This window comes from Variovorax paradoxus (assembly GCF_009755665.1).
GTDB classification, from domain to species: Bacteria; Pseudomonadota; Gammaproteobacteria; order Burkholderiales; family Burkholderiaceae_C; genus Variovorax; species Variovorax paradoxus_G.
In genome coordinates this window covers 1303938-1319221 of sequence record NZ_CP046622.1, presented here as the reverse complement: position 1 = coordinate 1319221, position 15284 = coordinate 1303938, and the positions used below count along the sequence as shown (strand labels likewise).

Below are 15284 nucleotides of genomic sequence, written 5' to 3'. Positions count from 1 at the left end.
ATTGTAGCGGGCTGTTGCGGGCATATTCAACGCCGCCAGCCCGGAGCACGTGCGAATCCGCTGCCGCCAGACACTCTGGAAGATCGACTAAGAACAATTAATTAGTATTTATTTGCAACTTAATTAGACGACATTTCGTCACAACGATTTGCGCAATCAAATGGTTGCAAAAGGCTAAATTAGTTGCGGCACACTTCGCTAGCTGCTAATCTTCTCTCAACTGTTAATCGTCAATTTGAGAGGATATTTGCCATGAGAATTAAGCCATTGGTGTTCGCAACTGCCATTGCAGCCTTGAGCATTTCTTCAGCTCTGGCACAGGCCCCGACCCCGACGCCACCCGTTCAAACACCCGTAGCCCAGCCCGCTAGTGCCACCGGCGCAACCAACTCCGCGTTCGGCCGCATCACCGCCGGGCAAGCTGGCGGCGTAGCAGCCAGCGTCGGCCTGGCAGCTGCCGTGGCCAGTGGCAACGGGGGCAACAGCGGTGGCGGCAGCGGCACCGGCGGGACGGGCGGCACCGGCACAGGTACCACCGGCACGAATTGATCGTGCGGGCCCTCCTGACGGGAGGGCATTCGCTGAAAAGTCCGCGCGTTGGCCACGCCACGCGACTTGTTGAATGCTGTCTTTTGGCGGCATTTCTTTTGGGCGTTGGCGGCTGTTCTTCCGGCTCTTCTGCCATGCTGGCAACGGCGCGGCATATATATAACGGCACCTCTTCGGCGCCCCCGCCGACCTTTAATCCTAATTACCGCTATTTGCGCGTGGCCACCGGCAATCAAACGGTGTTCATGGTGCTCGGCTATATCGACAAGCGCCCCGAAGGTGCGGTCGAAGTCTGGTACAGCGGCAGCGGCGAGGTCGTCAGGCTGCTCGATGGACGCTTGGTGGGAACCACCGGGCTTTCCATCGATTGGCGCGAGGTGCGGTTTTCGGGCCTGCCCGCCTGGACCGCCGACGCGGCCAGCACGCCTTCCGCAAAGACCTATCAACGCCAGCGCGACATGATGCCGGGCTACCGTTTCGGCATTCGCGACGAGATCGTGCTGGCGCCGATTGCCGCGCCGCAACAAGTCGCCCTGGCTGGCACGGCGGCTGCTTCCCTGCGCTGGTACGAGGAGCGCAGCGTTTCCCGGCCGGCAAGCGCTTCGCTGCCCCCCGCGCGCTTCGGCGTTTCGCAAGCGGGCGGTACCCCTCGGGTCGTTTATTCCGAGCAATGTATTTCCAATGATCTGTGTATGAGTTTCGAGCAGTGGACGCCTTCTTCCCCAGCACCCGTCGCAGCGGCGAGCGCTGGTACATGAGCCGTTTGCTTCTTCGTGGCTCCGGCAGACAACCCTGGCCTCTTCGTGCGGTGGTGGCCTGCGCGCTCGCGGCCAGTTGCGCCGCGGCGGCCCAGCCCCTGGGCAACGGCCCCGTCGACAACAAGACGCCGGCCAACGATGCCGACATTCGCCCGGGCGAGCGCCTGAGTGCCTGGCTGCTGCGGCAGCCGGCCGAAACAGCGGCGTCCGGCTTGTCCTGGCGCGTTCCGCAGGAGCGGCTGGCGCAGCAATTCCTGAAGAACCAGGTGCTGCTGCGGCTCGAGGCCGCCAAGCGGCGCGCGCCCCGCGCTGAACAGGCTCAGCGCCAGCAGCTGATCGCATGGCTGCAGAACCTTCCTGTCACAGGCCGGGTTGCGCTCGGCATCGTGGATCCGCGCTGGCTCGAGGCGCACCCCGAAGAAGATCCGGTGCTCACGGCAGGCCAGCAACTCATTGCGCCTCCGCCGGTCCTGAACACCATTTCGGTGGTGCAGCCCGACGGGCGGCTCTGCCAGGTGGCGCACGAACCCGGCCGCACGGCATGGGACTATGTGGCGGCCTGCGATCCCGAAGGCAAGCACGACTGGGCCTGGGTGGCGCAGCCCGACGGCCGCACCGCGCGGGTCGGCATGGCGAAGTGGAATGCACATCCGTCGGACGAGCCGGCACCCGGCGCCTGGATATGGGCGGCACCTCGAGGCATGGACGACTTGGAGGCGGTTTCCGAAGGGCTCATCAAGTTCCTCGCCACGCAAGGTCCATCGCCGCAGGGCAATACGGTGGCAGAAACGCCCACCGCGGCTGGCGCCCTTGCCACCAGCGTTCCTGCGGCATCTGCGGCCATTCCATTGGCGGCGGAGCCCTCTCCGCCGGCCACCCCGTTCCAGCCCACCACGGTTTCGGTGCGCCCCGAGGCGGCACCGCAGTACCGCCCGCTGCAGCCCAGCGGTAATGACTGGGGCGAAACCGGCTTGCTGCAAACGCCCTCCGCCCGCATGGGCCAAACGGGCGACATGCGCACCTCCATCACGCATGTCTCGCCCTACACGCGGCTGAACGTGATGTTCCAGCCGCTGGATTGGCTGGAAGCCGGCTTCCGCTACACGTCCATCGGCAACCGCATCTACGGCATCGGCCTGAGCAACCAGGACTACAAGGACAAGAGCATCGACTTCAAGGCGCGGCTGTGGAAAGAGTCCGCCTACCTCCCCGAGGTGGCGCTGGGCTTTCGCGACATTGGCGGTACCGGCCTCTTTTCGTCCGAGTACCTGGTGGCGAGCAAGCGCCACGGCGATCTGGATTTCAACCTCGGCATCGGCTGGGGCTACATGGGCAGCAGCGGCAACATCAGCAACCCGTTCGGTGTTCTGAGCAGCCGCTTCAAGACACGCGTCAGCGAGACGACGTGGGGCGGCGCCAACTTCGGCCGGCTCTTTCGCGGGCCCACCGCACTCTTTGGCGGCGTGCAATGGCGCACGCCCTGGGACCCGCTCACGCTCAAGCTCGAGTTCGAGGGCAACAACTACAAGAACGAGCCGCTCAACAACGACCAGCCGCGGCGCTCGCCTATCAATATCGGCCTGGAATACCGCTACGCCCCCGGCGTGACCTTCTCGGCCGGCCTGGAGCGCGGCAACAAGGTGATGGTGGGCCTCACGCTGCAAACCAACCTTGCGAACATGCAGATGGCCAAGACGGTGGATCCGCCGGCGCCGCGCTTTTCGCCGACGCCTCCGGCCACTTCGCCAGGCTGGGCCGCCACCGCGGCCGACATCGAAAGCCGCACCGAGTGGACCGTCCAGCGCATTGCGCCGCAAGGCCAGATGCTGCACGTGTGGATCACCGAAAGCGCCACCGTTTACCGCAACGCGCGCGTCGAGCAGATCATTGCGGTGCTGCACCGCGATGCGCCGGGATCGATCAAGAACTTCGTGATCCACTATTCGGAACGCGGCTTGCCCATGCATGCGCAAGTGGTCGACCGGAACGAATGGGTCACGGCGCACTACCAGGCGCAAACGCCGAGCGAAGCGCGCGCGGCCAGCCAGCGCGACTATGCGCCCCCGCCGATCGGCGCGGACTTCCAGCCCCCGAACATTTCGAATACCAATGCGGCCATCGCATCGAGGGACGCCCCCGGCATTGCGGACGACAACAAGGCGCTCGCGCCGTGGGAGCGCCGCACCTCCAAGTTCAGCATCGGCCTGACACCCAGCCTCGGCCAGATCCTGGGCGGCCCGAATGCGTTCGTGCTCTACCAGATCGGCGTGCAGGCGGTTGCCGAATACCGCTTCACGCCGAGCACCTGGGTCAACGGTGCGCTGAACCTGCGCCTGCTCGACAACTTCGACAAGTTCACCTACACGGCGCCCAGCAACCTGCCCCGCGTGCGAACCCTGCAGCGCGAGTTCGTTACCGCCAAGCGCCTGACCATGCCAGTGCTGCAACTGACGCACGTCGGCAGGCTCACGGACAACCAGTACTACAGCGTGTACGGCGGTGCGCTCGAAAGCATGTATGCAGGCGTCGGCGCGGAGTGGCTCTACCGGCCATGGCGCAGCCGGCTGGCCGTCGGCGTCGACTTCAACCATGTGCGCCAACGCGACTTCGACCAGGACTTCGGCCTGCGCGACTACAAGGTCAACACCGGCCATGCCACGCTCTATTGGGACACCGGCTGGAACGGCATCCTGGCCAAGATCAGCGCGGGCCAGTACCTGGCGGGCGATCGCGGGGTCACCATCGACATCAGCCGCCGCTTCGACAATGGCGTGGTGCTCGGCGCCTATGCCACCAAGACCAACATCTCGGCAAGGCAGTTCGGCGAAGGCAGCTTCGACAAGGGCATCTACATCTCGGTGCCCTTCGATGCGCTGCTGCCGCGCTCGAACAAGTTCACCGCCAACTTCGCCTGGGCGCCGCTGGTGCGCGACGGCGGTGCGCGCCTGGGCCGCATCCACCCGCTGTACGAAATGACGTCAGCGCGCGACCCGAGCGCCTTCAAGTTCGGCCCGCCGGACAGCGGTGCCCCGGGCACGGGCGACAACATCCTGAAGTTCGAACGGCGCTAAGGCTCGCGCCCTTCCGCCCCCGTGTGTCGCCAGGTTCAGCGAGCCTGCGGCGCAGCGGGGGCGCGCATGATGAAGAACAGCCAGGCCATCATTGCGACCGCCATGCAGGCAAAGCCCAGCGTCATGGCATTGATGGTCTGGATGTAGGAGACCGGGGGTTTGGCCATGACCATGCAGGCCCCGAACACCAGCGCACCGAAGATCGAGCACCACAACAGAGCGCCGGGCCGGCCCGCGGCCCTGAAGCCCGTCCGCAGGCACATCGTTAGACCGAAGATTGCGGGCGCGTAGAAAAACGGCGAGAAGTCCATTCCACCGTAGTTCTTGCCGAAGGCCAGCACCACCAGGTAAGGCCCCAGCAGGCCCAGCAACACGCCTCCGATTTCCGCAACCACGAATCCGAAGACGACGAACTTGATGAACAGGCGAAAAGCGTCTTTCCGACGGTCGGATTTCCAGCTGGCCGCCAGCTTCGGCAGGATGTAATAGCCCAGCGCGAGCAGCACATACTGCATGGGCAGCAAGAAGGTGATGTAGATCTTCAGCAAGCCGCCCTGCGCCGAATCGGCCGAAGAGCCCAGCAGCAATATGGCGCCGCCCGTCATGATCCAGCTCATGAGCTGCGACAGGCTTGCCTTCCAGCCATAGGCCGAGGCTTCCTTGAGGGTAAGGGTCTGCGCGCCGACCGGCGCCGGTAGCGGCGCAATCACGTTCTTCAGGCCCGCAGCGATCAGGATCGAGAACGGCAGCTGGATGACGGCAATCCACAACAGGGCCTGCGTCCATGAAGCGGGCTTCAGGCCGATCAGCACCGCCACATAGCCGATGCTGATCAGGATGCCCGATGTGCAGAGCACCGCGAACCGGCGCCCCACGAGCAGGATGCTGCGAGAAATCCAGAAGATTTCATAGCCGATGATCAACGCGACTCCGGCCCAGTTCAGCGGCCCTGGAAAACCGGTGAACTGCCACACCAGAAAGCCCGCAATCGACACCGCGGCAACCAGCGCCCAGCTCCACCAGGCGGCGGAGCGATCGGCGTAATAGCGCTTGATCAGCAGCGGTTCATGCACCACCGCGGTATGCAGGATGTACTGGAAGCTGACGATCGCAAGAAAAGCCGAAGCAATGCCGAAGTCCGAAGGCGACAACGCCCGCGCGAGCGCAAAGCTCAGCAGCAATTGGCTCGCGCTATAGATGCACTGGTCTGCAACTGCATAGATCGGACCTCCCAGGCGTTTTCGAATTCCGGCGAACGACGCCATTCACTGATCCGACAGGGAGAACAGGACCGGATAAGCGGTTGCCTTGACGGCAAAGCCCCCTTCGACCGGACTGCCGCAACTCCCGTGGCGCACCTGCGGAAAGAAGTCGACGCGTGTGCACTTCTTTCCCTTGTCGGCCGTCACCAGAGCGTTCTGCTCCGAGCTTTGTGTCCACACCACATGCAGCAATGAATTTCCGCGGCTCAGCACCAGCTTGTTCAGGCCCGAGGCGCTGTCGTAAGAAACCTTCCTGGAGTTTCTGGCGATCTTGAGGAATTCAGAAAGGCTGGAGAAGGCTTCCTTTTTTTCGCCCCCTTTGGACTTGAGGCCGAAGTTGTCTTCTCTCGAAACAACGGAGGTTCCCCGGTCCTTCCAGGCATAGAGATTCAAGAGCTTGATGCCGGCAGCCACATTGGTGAGGTACTCGCGCAAGATCAGCGAAGCTTGCGCATTGCGGTCACGCACCGGCAGGTAAGACGCATAGCCCCACTCCGAAGCAACGATGCCGACCTTGCCGAGTTGCAGCTGGTCGAGCTTTGCGCGCAGCTTTCCGTAGTCGGCAATCGCCGTCTCGGGGATCGAGCGGTAAGGATGAATCGAGATGTCCGTCAGGCAGTTGGCCTTGGCCCCCGAAACAAAAGCATTTTCGAGCTGCTGCGGAACCTGGCCTTGGTTGAACGGCAGCTTCGCAAAGCCGAATCCCATGACGATCTTCGGCGGATTCTTCAGTTGCGCAATGCTGCGGCAGAACTCGGCGGTGGCGGTTTCGAAGTTCGAAAAGAGAGCCGGGTTCAAAAAAGTCTTGTGATCCGGCTCGTTCCACAGCTCCCACACCGCCACGTCGGCGGCATGTGCGTTCATGAATTCGGCTGCGAAGTTTGCAAACTGTTTTTCCTTTTGCCCGCCGGCCTGTTGGTCCGACGGGGCGTGCCCCCAGATCTCCCTGCCGCCGAACAGCGTCACGATGGCTTCGAGCCTGGCGGCGCGTACGCGCCGGATCAGCTTCGAGTAATCGATCATTGCCGGGTTGACGCTTTTCAGCGGCGGCCGCACGCCGAACCGGACGAACTCGAAGCCCGCCGCCCTGATCTCGTTCAGGTCTTCGTCCGATATGTCGCTCGGGTCGATCTGCACGCTCAGCGCGGTCGGATATTCGGTGCCCAGCTCGCTGACACCCCTGGCCTGGGCTGCGAGAGAGATTGCGGCAAACATCATCACTGCGCAGAACAGCTTGATGAATCCGGACAGGGGTGAATATCTCATCAAAGTACCGATTCCTTGTAGAGATCGACAATGGCCGAGTTCATTCGGTCCGCGGTGTACTTCTTTTCAAAGATCTCCCGCCCGTTCTGCCCCATTCGCACCAGGTCCTCATTCGGGATCTGGTCGATCTCGCGCAGCATTTCGTCCAGGCGCTCGAGCGGAAACAGCCGCCCGTTCTTCGTGTCTTCGACAATGTCGACCAAGCCGCCCACGGCGGAGGCAAAAACCGGTTTGCTGCGTGCCATTGCCTCGACGGCCACAAAGCCGAAGCCTTCCCATCTCGACGGCACGATGACCGCGTCGCAAGACCGGTATGCGGCATCGAGTTCGTCCTTTTCGAGCCATCCCTTGAATTCGATTTCGCCGGAAGGGGCCAGGGCAAGATCGTTTCGAACGGCGCCGCCGACGATGGTCAGCTTGAATTTCGGCCGCACCCGGGCATAGGAATCGAGCAATACATCGATGCCCTTTTGCCGATCGAGCCGGCCAACGAAGAGGACTTGTCTTTGCCGCGGCTCAATCTCTTTCAGCGCCGCAACCTGTTCATGGCCCAGCGCCGCGGGGGTGATTCCGTTCGGAATGCACCTGCATCGCTTGATGCCGAATTTTTCCGCAATGCGCAGTTCGTGGTCGCTGATGCAGATGATCGCGTCGGTCCAATACGAAAGCAGCCATTCGGCCCAGCGATAGATCGACTTCTTGTACGAAGGGCCGATCTGGTCGAATGCCCAACCGTGCGAGCAATAGACGATCTTTGTCTCTTGCGGCACCTGGCCGAGCAGCGCCATTGCGCGCACAACACCGCCGGCAATCGAACTGTGGAGATGAAGAACCGAGGGCCGCTCGGTCCGGATGATCTTTCTGACTTCTGCGGCGTAGCCTGCAAGCGCCAAGGGGCTGCGCGCCGTGGGCACCACGTGGGTGTCTTGCGAACTGAGCCACTCCACCGGCCCGGGCAGAACGAATTTCGCCTGGGTGATCACGGGGGAGTTCTGCTGAAAGCCGGAAACCATCCGCAGATAGGTTTCCAGCCCGCCTTTGAGGGTTTCGGCAATGTGCAATATTTTCATGGCCTGCGCAGTCAGATCAAGGCATGAATTCCGGCCACCACCTCACCCCTGAGCAGATCGAGTGTTTGCCGGTCCGGAGTTTTTTCGTTCAGCACGCCCAGCACCGAGGCCTCGAGTTTTTCCACGCGAGGCGACAGGTCGAAGAGATAGCGCTTTCGTTTCGTCAGCTCGAAGAAGGATTCGACCTTCTTGTCCCAATTCATGCCTATGGACGGAATGTTCAGGCTGTAGGCCACGATGTTTGCATGCAGCCGATGCGCCACGATGCATGAGCAGGCACTGATCAGGGTCACCAGTTCATCGGGATGCCGCGGAACCAGGAAACTGGATTTCGGCGCATTCGATTCCGAAGAAATCTCCTTCAGGATCTTGTTGTCTTCAGCAGCGCCATTGGTGAAATAGAGAACCCGCTTTCCCTCGGCCCGCAGCGATTCGGCGAGCGTTGAAAAGAACTTGGCCGACTCCGTCGAGTTGGCGTTCGCGTACTCGGAGTTCATGACCAGCGCGTCTAGGCTGCTGACGCAAATGCCGATGTCCCAGTTCTTCTCCGGCGAGAGCTCCTGCGAGAACGCATCGGCGCAAAGGAGCGCGGGATCGGGAACCACCCTGATGCTTCCCCTTGGAATTCTGAAATGCGTATGCAGGTTGTTTGCGGATTCCTTGTCGCGCGTGGCGTAGAAAACCGGCCTTGCATTCCTGATGAACCGCTTGACGAGGAGCCGGCCCAGAAACGACCACCGGGCCGTGACCCCGACCGACACGACGACCACCCGCTTTCCACGCAAAAGGCGGCTCAGTAGAAAAAGCTTGGCAGGGAAATTGAGCGCGACATCGCAAAACAACTGACCGCCCCCGATGACGATCAGGTCGGCATCGCTGACCGCGGCTTTCCAGTTCTTTCGCCAGACGAGAAAGTAGCCCTTGAGGCAGTAAAGAAAAACGATCAGCGACCGAAGCAGGGAAGGCAGTTTTGCGAAAAGCCGGAAAGCGCCCCCGCCTCGCAGATTTTCTTCTTCGAACCCCACCCGGCCGGCAATGTCCAGAAACTCGACGGTGGCCCGCGGGTACTTCATTCCCGCAATATGAGCCAACGATGCCGCGATCACCCCGTCTCCCAGGTTGTCGCTGAAAGGCACCGCGCAAATCAGAATCTTTTTCATCTTTGAATCAGCGTCACCGAGAACCGTGGCCCACCGCCACCACCCAGATGGTCCTGATGAAAATGCCGATGTCCCTGCCGACGGAAAGCGTCTCAACGTAGCTCACGTCCAGCGCCACGCGTTTCTTGTAGCTCAGTTGATTGCGGCCGCTCACTTGCCACAGGCCCGTGATTCCGGGCCGCACCGCGCAATAGAACGACCAGTCGGCGCCATAGAGTCCCTTTTGATCGAGCATGCACGGCCTGGGGCCGACCAGGCTCATGTCTCCTACCAGCACATTCCAGAACTGCGGCAATTCGTCCAGGCTGGTCTTGCGGATGAACTTGCCGAAGCGGGTGATGCGGGGATCGTTCTCGAGCTTTTGATAGTCGTCCCATTGCTGGCGCGCCACCGGATCGTTCTTGAGGTGCTCCTCGAGGATCTGGGCGGAGTTGGGCAGCATGGAGCGGAACTTGTAGAACTTGAAGACGCGCCCTCCCCGTCCGTAACGCGGCTGCGAATAAAGGACCGGAGCTCCGGAACTCAGAAAAACGCCGATGGCGAGCAAAACATAAAGCCAGCCGAAAGCGGTGAAAAAGAAAAGAGACGCAGCAATATCCACCGCTCTTTTAGCGGCGCGCAGCATGGCTGGATGATTGACCTTTTCCCAAGCGGGGTCCGAAAATTCGGTATGCATTTCCTCGCTTCGGGGCGCGGTCAATTCCTCGGGACGGAAATTGGTCATAGGAATGCTCCGTTCTCACATCTGAAGCGGAGGCAAGTTTTTAGCTTAAGAACTCTCATTTCTGGAGCACCTTTCGTCTTACAAGCAAATGCTTGCCCCTGGCGGGTCGGTGATAAGTTGCGGCTCGGGCTTGAGGCCCGATACGGGCCGGCCCAGGAGCCTTGGAGGGTGCTGCGCACAAAAACCATTGCGCAATCCCAGCGACTCAACCACGTAATACAAAAGAACGAAGCACTTGACCCTAGGCCTTTGTTATTAGCCTTTGAGCAAAGGCACCAGATTAGTGCTGCGAGTGATAAATTCCACACCCTGGCCTAATTTTCACAGATATCGTCTCGCCAACTAGGTGGTATCCCTGTTGTTTTTATATTTATAGTGTATGTAACGGTAACCACCGTATTTATAGCTGCTGCTACCCGCGTGGCGCCGCGATAAGTCCATAGCATTCAAAATAACGCCATTGGCCGTACAGCCCGCGTGCGCCAATCTCCGTACGCTCTCGTTCAATTCGCCCAGTTGGGTTTTCTCGGCGCGGGCGACCAGCAGAAGCGAGCCCGCGAGCGGTGCTACCGAAGCCGTGTCCGCGGCCACCAGAACCGGCGCCGTATCGATGATCACCAGGTCATAGCTTGGCGACAGTTTTTCCAATATTTGCGAAAAAGAGTCGCTCAGGAGCAATTCGGCCGGGTTGGGCGGAAGCACCCCGGTCGTTATCACATCCAGATTTGGCAGAACCGACGGACGAACAGCTTTTTCCGGGCTCAATGTGCCGGCAATCAATTCGGATAAACCGGAAGATCGGGGCATTGAGAAGAACTGATTAACCCGGCCCTTGCGCAAATCGGCGTCCACCAGGAGAACCCTTTTGCCGGAGGCGGCGGTAATTGCCGCGAAATTGACAGAAACAAAAGTCTTCCCGACCCCGGGCGTCGCACCCGAGATGAGCAGGCGGTTGTTGGGCGCCTCCAGCATGGCGAACTGCAGGGCGGTTCGCAGGCTGCGCAGGCTCTCGACCGCAGGGTCTTCCGAGTGCTGCAGCGCCAGGATGTGCAAGCCGGGCGCCTTGTTCTCGATGCTTCTGTCGATCATCCGCTGGGCGCCGCTCAGGGGAATGCTGCTGTAGACGCTGAGCCCCGTGTGCATCTCGATCTCGCTCGGATTGCGGATGCCGCCGAAGAACGAGTTTCGAGCGATGGCAGCGGCCACGCCGGCCATCAGCCCCAGCAGCAATGCAAGGGCGAGGATCAACGGCCTCTTGGGCCAGACGGGCTCTTCCGGGATGATGGCGTCGTCCAGCAGGCGCACGTTGCCGACCTTGCCTTCCTTGGCCAGCCGCATCTGCAGCGAGCTGTTGAGCAGCGACACATACAGGTCGGTGTTGACCTTGATGTCGCGCTGCATCTGCACGGTGTTCTGCTGCAGCAGCGGCATCTTGCGGATGCGCGAATCGACCGAGGCGATCTCGCCCTTCCACGCCGAGATTTGCGTGTCCAGCGTCTGGATGCTCGGATGCTTGTCCGTGAAGCGCGCGGAGAGCTCGCGTCGCTTCTGCTGTGCTTCGAGCAACTTGGATTGCAGATCGACCGTCTGCGTCAGGGCATTTTTTGCCTCGTCGTCCAGGCTGACGGTGCCGTTCTCGTTTCTGTAGCGGTTGTAGAGGTCTTCGGATTGCTCGAGCTGCTTCTTGAACTGCGGCAGCGCGGTATCGAGAAAGCCCAGGGTCTTTTCGGCCTCGGCAGCCTTGCGTTCGATGTTCTGGCGCACATAGAGGCGGCCGATCTCGTTGAGCAGCTGCGTGAGCTTTTCGGGGCTCGGGTGCTTCCAGCTGACGTCGATCACGCCCGACTGCTTGCCCTTTTCGACGACCTTGAGGCCGTCCTGCAACGACAGCAGCGTCAACTGCTTCGAGAACCTGATCAGCCTGAACTGGGCCCCGGGCTTGGCGCTGACCGAGCTGACCAGGAGCCGCAAGCTCCCGCCTGGAAGATTCGCGACCAGCGGCGTTCCGATGACGCCCTTGAGCGGGCTTTCGATGCCGGGGTGGGCCAGCTCGTAGCGGTTGTCGGCTTGTACCGTCAGAGAGAACTGTTGCTCTTCGAGATCGGCGGGCACGTCGAACTGGGGAACGACGATCTTCTCCGTGCCGGTCACGTAGCCCGGCAGGCCCATGAAGCCGGGGTCCGAAAGATCGGAGGCCCGCCGCGAAAGCCAGCTGCCCACCACGGGTGCATAGCGAGGCTGCGCGCTGATGTAGAGCTTGGTGTTTTCCACCGCCTGCGCCAGGATGGCGCGCGACTTGATGATTTCGATTTCGCCCGCGGCGGGGGTCTTCACGCTCAGCAACGAAGACGCTGCGTCGCCCAGGAAGCTGCCCGCCGAGTTGCCGGAGTCTTCCACCTGCACCGCCACGTTGGCTTCGTACATGGGCTTGCCGAAGAAGGCATAGGCAAAGCCAAGGAACAAGGCCACCGCGGTCACGATGGCGATGAGCCAGCGGTTGTCGACGAGGATGTCGAGGTACTCGACGAGGTTGATTCCTTCGCCCTCTTCTTCCAGCGCTGGCATCGGCAGGGCGGCTTGCTGGGGTGCGTTCATGTCGGTTGCTGCTCGGGTTTTGTAATTTTCAGAATGCGATCGATCCAGGTCCTGGCGCCCACGTCGATGAGGGCCAGGGCATGCTCGAAAGCCGCCTCGTCTTTCCGATAGGGATCGGGCACGTCCTGCTTGGCGGCCTCTGCAATGCGAAAGACCTTGCCGCGCACGAAGGGGTAGGTCGCCTCGAGGTAGCGGCGCTGCTCCATGTCCATCACCAGGATCAGGTCGGCCTGCCGGCACAGCAGCTGACTCACCTGTTGCGCGACGTGGGCCGAGATGTCGATGCCGCGCTGCTGCATGAGCCTTTGCGCCGTGGCGTCAGCCGGCTTGCCGACGAGCGCGCCCGTGCCGGCGGACACCACGCGAAGATGCGGCAGCCCGGCGGCCAGTAGGCCCTCCGCCATGGGGCTTCGGCAGATGTTGCCGATGCAGACGGTCAGGATGGATTTCATCTGTGGCGGCTCCAGACCTCGTCGCCGGCATTGATGACCTGCGCCGCCGGCAGGATCAGGCTGGCCAGGCGGTTCCATGTCACGAGCGGCACGGAGTCGATGTAGACCACATCGCGTGGCTGCAGCGGGAAGCGCTCGGCAAGCGCCAAGGCGGCCGGGTTCTTTGCGTTCAGGTGAAAGATCGCCGGCAAGCCCCTGGCGTTGTTGCGGATGACGTAGACCTGCCCGGCGTTGGCCGAGGCCAGGTTGGGCCCGCCCGCCTCGCCGAGCGCCTCGTTCAGGCTGAGGCGCCCGTTGTGCATGAGCAGCGCCGACGGGCGCGAGATTTCGCCCATCACGAACACCTTGCTCTCGTCGCGGTTGCGCACCTGGATCACGTCGCCGTTGCGCAGCGGAATCTGGCTGGCGTCGGCGCCCAGGTCCTGGAGGTTCGTCAGGTTGATGAGCGTCGACTTGCCGCCGCGCTGCAGCGTCACGAAAGAGCGGTCGCCGTTCGCGGTGATGCCGCCAGCGCGGCTGATGGCTTCGGCCAGCGTCATCGGCACGTCGGTGAAGATCTGCAGCCCGGGGGTTCGCACCTCCCCTTCCACAAAGGCCCGGCGGCTTCTGAAGGACTGGATGCGCACGGTCACCTGCGGATCCTTAATGTAGACCGCAATGCGCTTCGCAATGAGATCGGAAGCCTCGATTTCAGTCAGCCCCTGGAGCTTGACCCGCCCGATGTAGGGAAAGGTGATCTGCCCGTCGGCGCCGACGATGAAGCCGGGTGCTACGCTGATGCCCGTCGGGTCGGCCTGCTGCGTGATCACCGCGCCTGCGTTGGGCAGCAATTCAGGATGGTCGTACACGATCACGCCCACGACGTCGCCCGGTCCGATGGTGTAGACCGGCGCCTCGCCGAATAGCGCCTTCACGTCGGACGGTACGGCCGTGGGCTGGGCCTCGGCCATTGCGCGGATGAGCGCAGGCGAAATCGAGGTAATTACCCCATCCGGTGCGCCGTCGGCCGGCAGGTACTGGAACTCCGGGGGCAGGCTCTGGTCGGCCTCGTAGGCGGATACAGAACTGAAACCCGGTGCGCAACCCTGCAGCAATAACGCGCCGACTACGGCAAAACCCCACCCTGACAGGAGCACGTAGCGTGTCAAATTGATCCCCATTGCACAAATTGGTTTTTTCGACATCCCGTGATTCATATGCAAGGCCCGAGCCCAATCCGCATTTGGTCTCGACCTTTTTGTCACGGTTCGTGAAAGCGAGCCTTCGCGCTGTCGCCAGGCGCGCCGGCCGAATTGTCGCTGCCCGCGCATCACCTGTTCTCCGTTGAATAGACGAAAAAAATGTGTCTATCTGTCGAATATCCCGAGGCTGCACAGGGGAATGTTTGATCGCAACGCCGAGAGGCCGGTTTTCATTGGGAAATGAAGACCTTCGGTGGACATGCAAAGCCGCCGCGAGCGGTTTGCAAATGTGAACTATCAATTAACCCGCTGGAAGGATCAATTGTCTCATTCAGGCGACAATTAGCGCGTATTGGCTGGCCGGCTAAAAGGTTTGCTCTTTTGTAAGCACCTGTGAGTTCCCGCCGGGGGCGCGGGCGGGTTGGCGGCCATGCAGAAGATCGCTGCGCCTGTACGGGCGCTCGATGCCTGCCATCCAGGCGGCAACGGCTTCCAGCGCGAACTGAGTGGGTGCGGGCCGCCCCACGACGACGAAAAGCAGCAGCGGTACCACGACACCCGCTGCGAGCCAGCGAGGCGCTCGCAACGACACGACGGGCAGCCTGTTGCGCTGCAGCCATAGAAAGCTGGCGCTCACAATTGTGCCGAGCACAATGCCTGTCGCGACTTCTGCGGTGGAGTGCACTTCAAGCGCCAGCCGCGATACTCCGACCGCGACGCCCCACGCCCATCCCACAATAGCCGCAGCAATGCGCAAGAATGGTGCAAACCGCAGCGCCGCAAGCCAGAAGACAACCGTCCAGACGCTGGTTGCCAATGCGGTGTGCCCACTGAAGCCGGTGAAATTGAAGCGGGCGCTACCAATCCCCCAGCCCAGAAAAGCCAGCTTGGACAGCATGACAACAAGGCCGCATCCGCCGAATAGGAGCGCCCAATGCACCGCTGCCGGGCGCGTACCGCGGTCGACTGCCAGCCAAATTGCGATCCACAATGCGGCGGGCAATAGAAATCCGCTGTCACCGAGCCCGGTAACCATTAACCAGAAACTATTCATCGATTTAAAATGGAATTGCGCCTTTTCGGTGCGGGACCGGCCATTGAATCGTTATTATTAAAGCCGGCCGCCCGACCGGAAATCTTTCGAACTACAGCCATGTGTCGATCCGGTTCGGGGCGCGCGGATTATTCCACAGGCA

At 61.7% G+C, this 15284-nt stretch carries 12 protein-coding genes; 3 read left to right on the top strand and 9 right to left on the bottom strand.

The genetic code is table 11. The features are described 5' to 3' along the window. Positions 1-252 precede the first annotated feature (252 nt). The 3 genes from GOQ09_RS06070 (at position 253) to GOQ09_RS06060 (ending at position 4378) form a co-directional block, all read left to right on the top strand. On the top strand, positions 253-549 hold the full coding sequence (locus GOQ09_RS06070; RefSeq protein ID WP_157612572.1) for a hypothetical protein: 297 nt from the start codon (positions 253-255) through the stop codon (positions 547-549). 134 nt (positions 550-683) lie between these two features. Further along, on the top strand, positions 684-1307 hold the full coding sequence (locus tag GOQ09_RS06065; RefSeq protein WP_165442130.1) for a YjbF family lipoprotein: 624 nt from the start codon (positions 684-686) through the stop codon (positions 1305-1307). Then, entirely contained in the window at positions 1304-4378 is a 3075-nt protein-coding gene (locus GOQ09_RS06060; protein ID WP_157612570.1) for a YjbH domain-containing protein, read from the top strand. Before GOQ09_RS06065 ends, GOQ09_RS06060 begins: the two co-directional genes overlap by 4 nt. 35 nt (positions 4379-4413) lie before the next feature. Here GOQ09_RS06060 and GOQ09_RS06055 read toward each other — a convergent pair whose 3' ends face one another. From GOQ09_RS06055 to GOQ09_RS06015, 9 genes are all read right to left on the bottom strand, one after another. Then, on the bottom strand, positions 4414-5643 hold the full coding sequence (locus GOQ09_RS06055) for a lipopolysaccharide biosynthesis protein (RefSeq protein WP_157612568.1): 1230 nt from the start codon (positions 5641-5643) through the stop codon (positions 4414-4416). Then, the gene (locus GOQ09_RS06050; RefSeq protein ID WP_242631016.1) at positions 5644-6606 is read right to left on the bottom strand and encodes a hypothetical protein; all 963 of its coding nucleotides are present in this window, start codon (positions 6604-6606) and stop codon (positions 5644-5646) included. A gap of 299 nt (positions 6607-6905) precedes the next feature. Continuing rightward, complete coding sequence (locus GOQ09_RS06045) at positions 6906-7976, bottom strand: glycosyltransferase (RefSeq protein WP_157612566.1); 1071 nt, start codon at positions 7974-7976, stop codon at positions 6906-6908. An 11-nt stretch (positions 7977-7987) separates the two neighbouring features. Continuing rightward, positions 7988-9136: a polysaccharide pyruvyl transferase family protein gene (locus GOQ09_RS06040; protein WP_157612564.1), complete on the bottom strand. Its 1149-nt coding sequence runs from the start codon at positions 9134-9136 to the stop codon at positions 7988-7990. 13 nt (positions 9137-9149) lie between these two features. Beyond that, on the bottom strand, positions 9150-9860 hold the full coding sequence (locus GOQ09_RS06035) for a sugar transferase (RefSeq protein ID WP_157612563.1): 711 nt from the start codon (positions 9858-9860) through the stop codon (positions 9150-9152). Positions 9861-10202: 342 nt separating this feature from the next. After that, positions 10203-12455, bottom strand: coding sequence for a polysaccharide biosynthesis tyrosine autokinase (locus tag GOQ09_RS06030; RefSeq protein WP_157612561.1), 2253 nt, complete (start codon positions 12453-12455; stop codon positions 10203-10205). Further along, complete coding sequence (locus tag GOQ09_RS06025; protein WP_157612559.1) at positions 12452-12907, bottom strand: low molecular weight protein-tyrosine-phosphatase; 456 nt, start codon at positions 12905-12907, stop codon at positions 12452-12454. The genes GOQ09_RS06030 and GOQ09_RS06025 overlap by 4 nt, the downstream gene beginning before the upstream one ends. Further along, positions 12904-14067, bottom strand: a complete 1164-nt coding sequence (locus GOQ09_RS06020) for a polysaccharide biosynthesis/export family protein (RefSeq protein ID WP_157612557.1) — start codon at positions 14065-14067, stop codon at positions 12904-12906. The genes GOQ09_RS06025 and GOQ09_RS06020 overlap by 4 nt, the downstream gene beginning before the upstream one ends. Positions 14068-14452: 385 nt before the next feature. After that, entirely contained in the window at positions 14453-15142 is a 690-nt protein-coding gene (locus tag GOQ09_RS06015) for a phosphatase PAP2 family protein (protein ID WP_157612555.1), read from the bottom strand. Between the last annotated feature and the right edge of the window lie 142 nt (positions 15143-15284).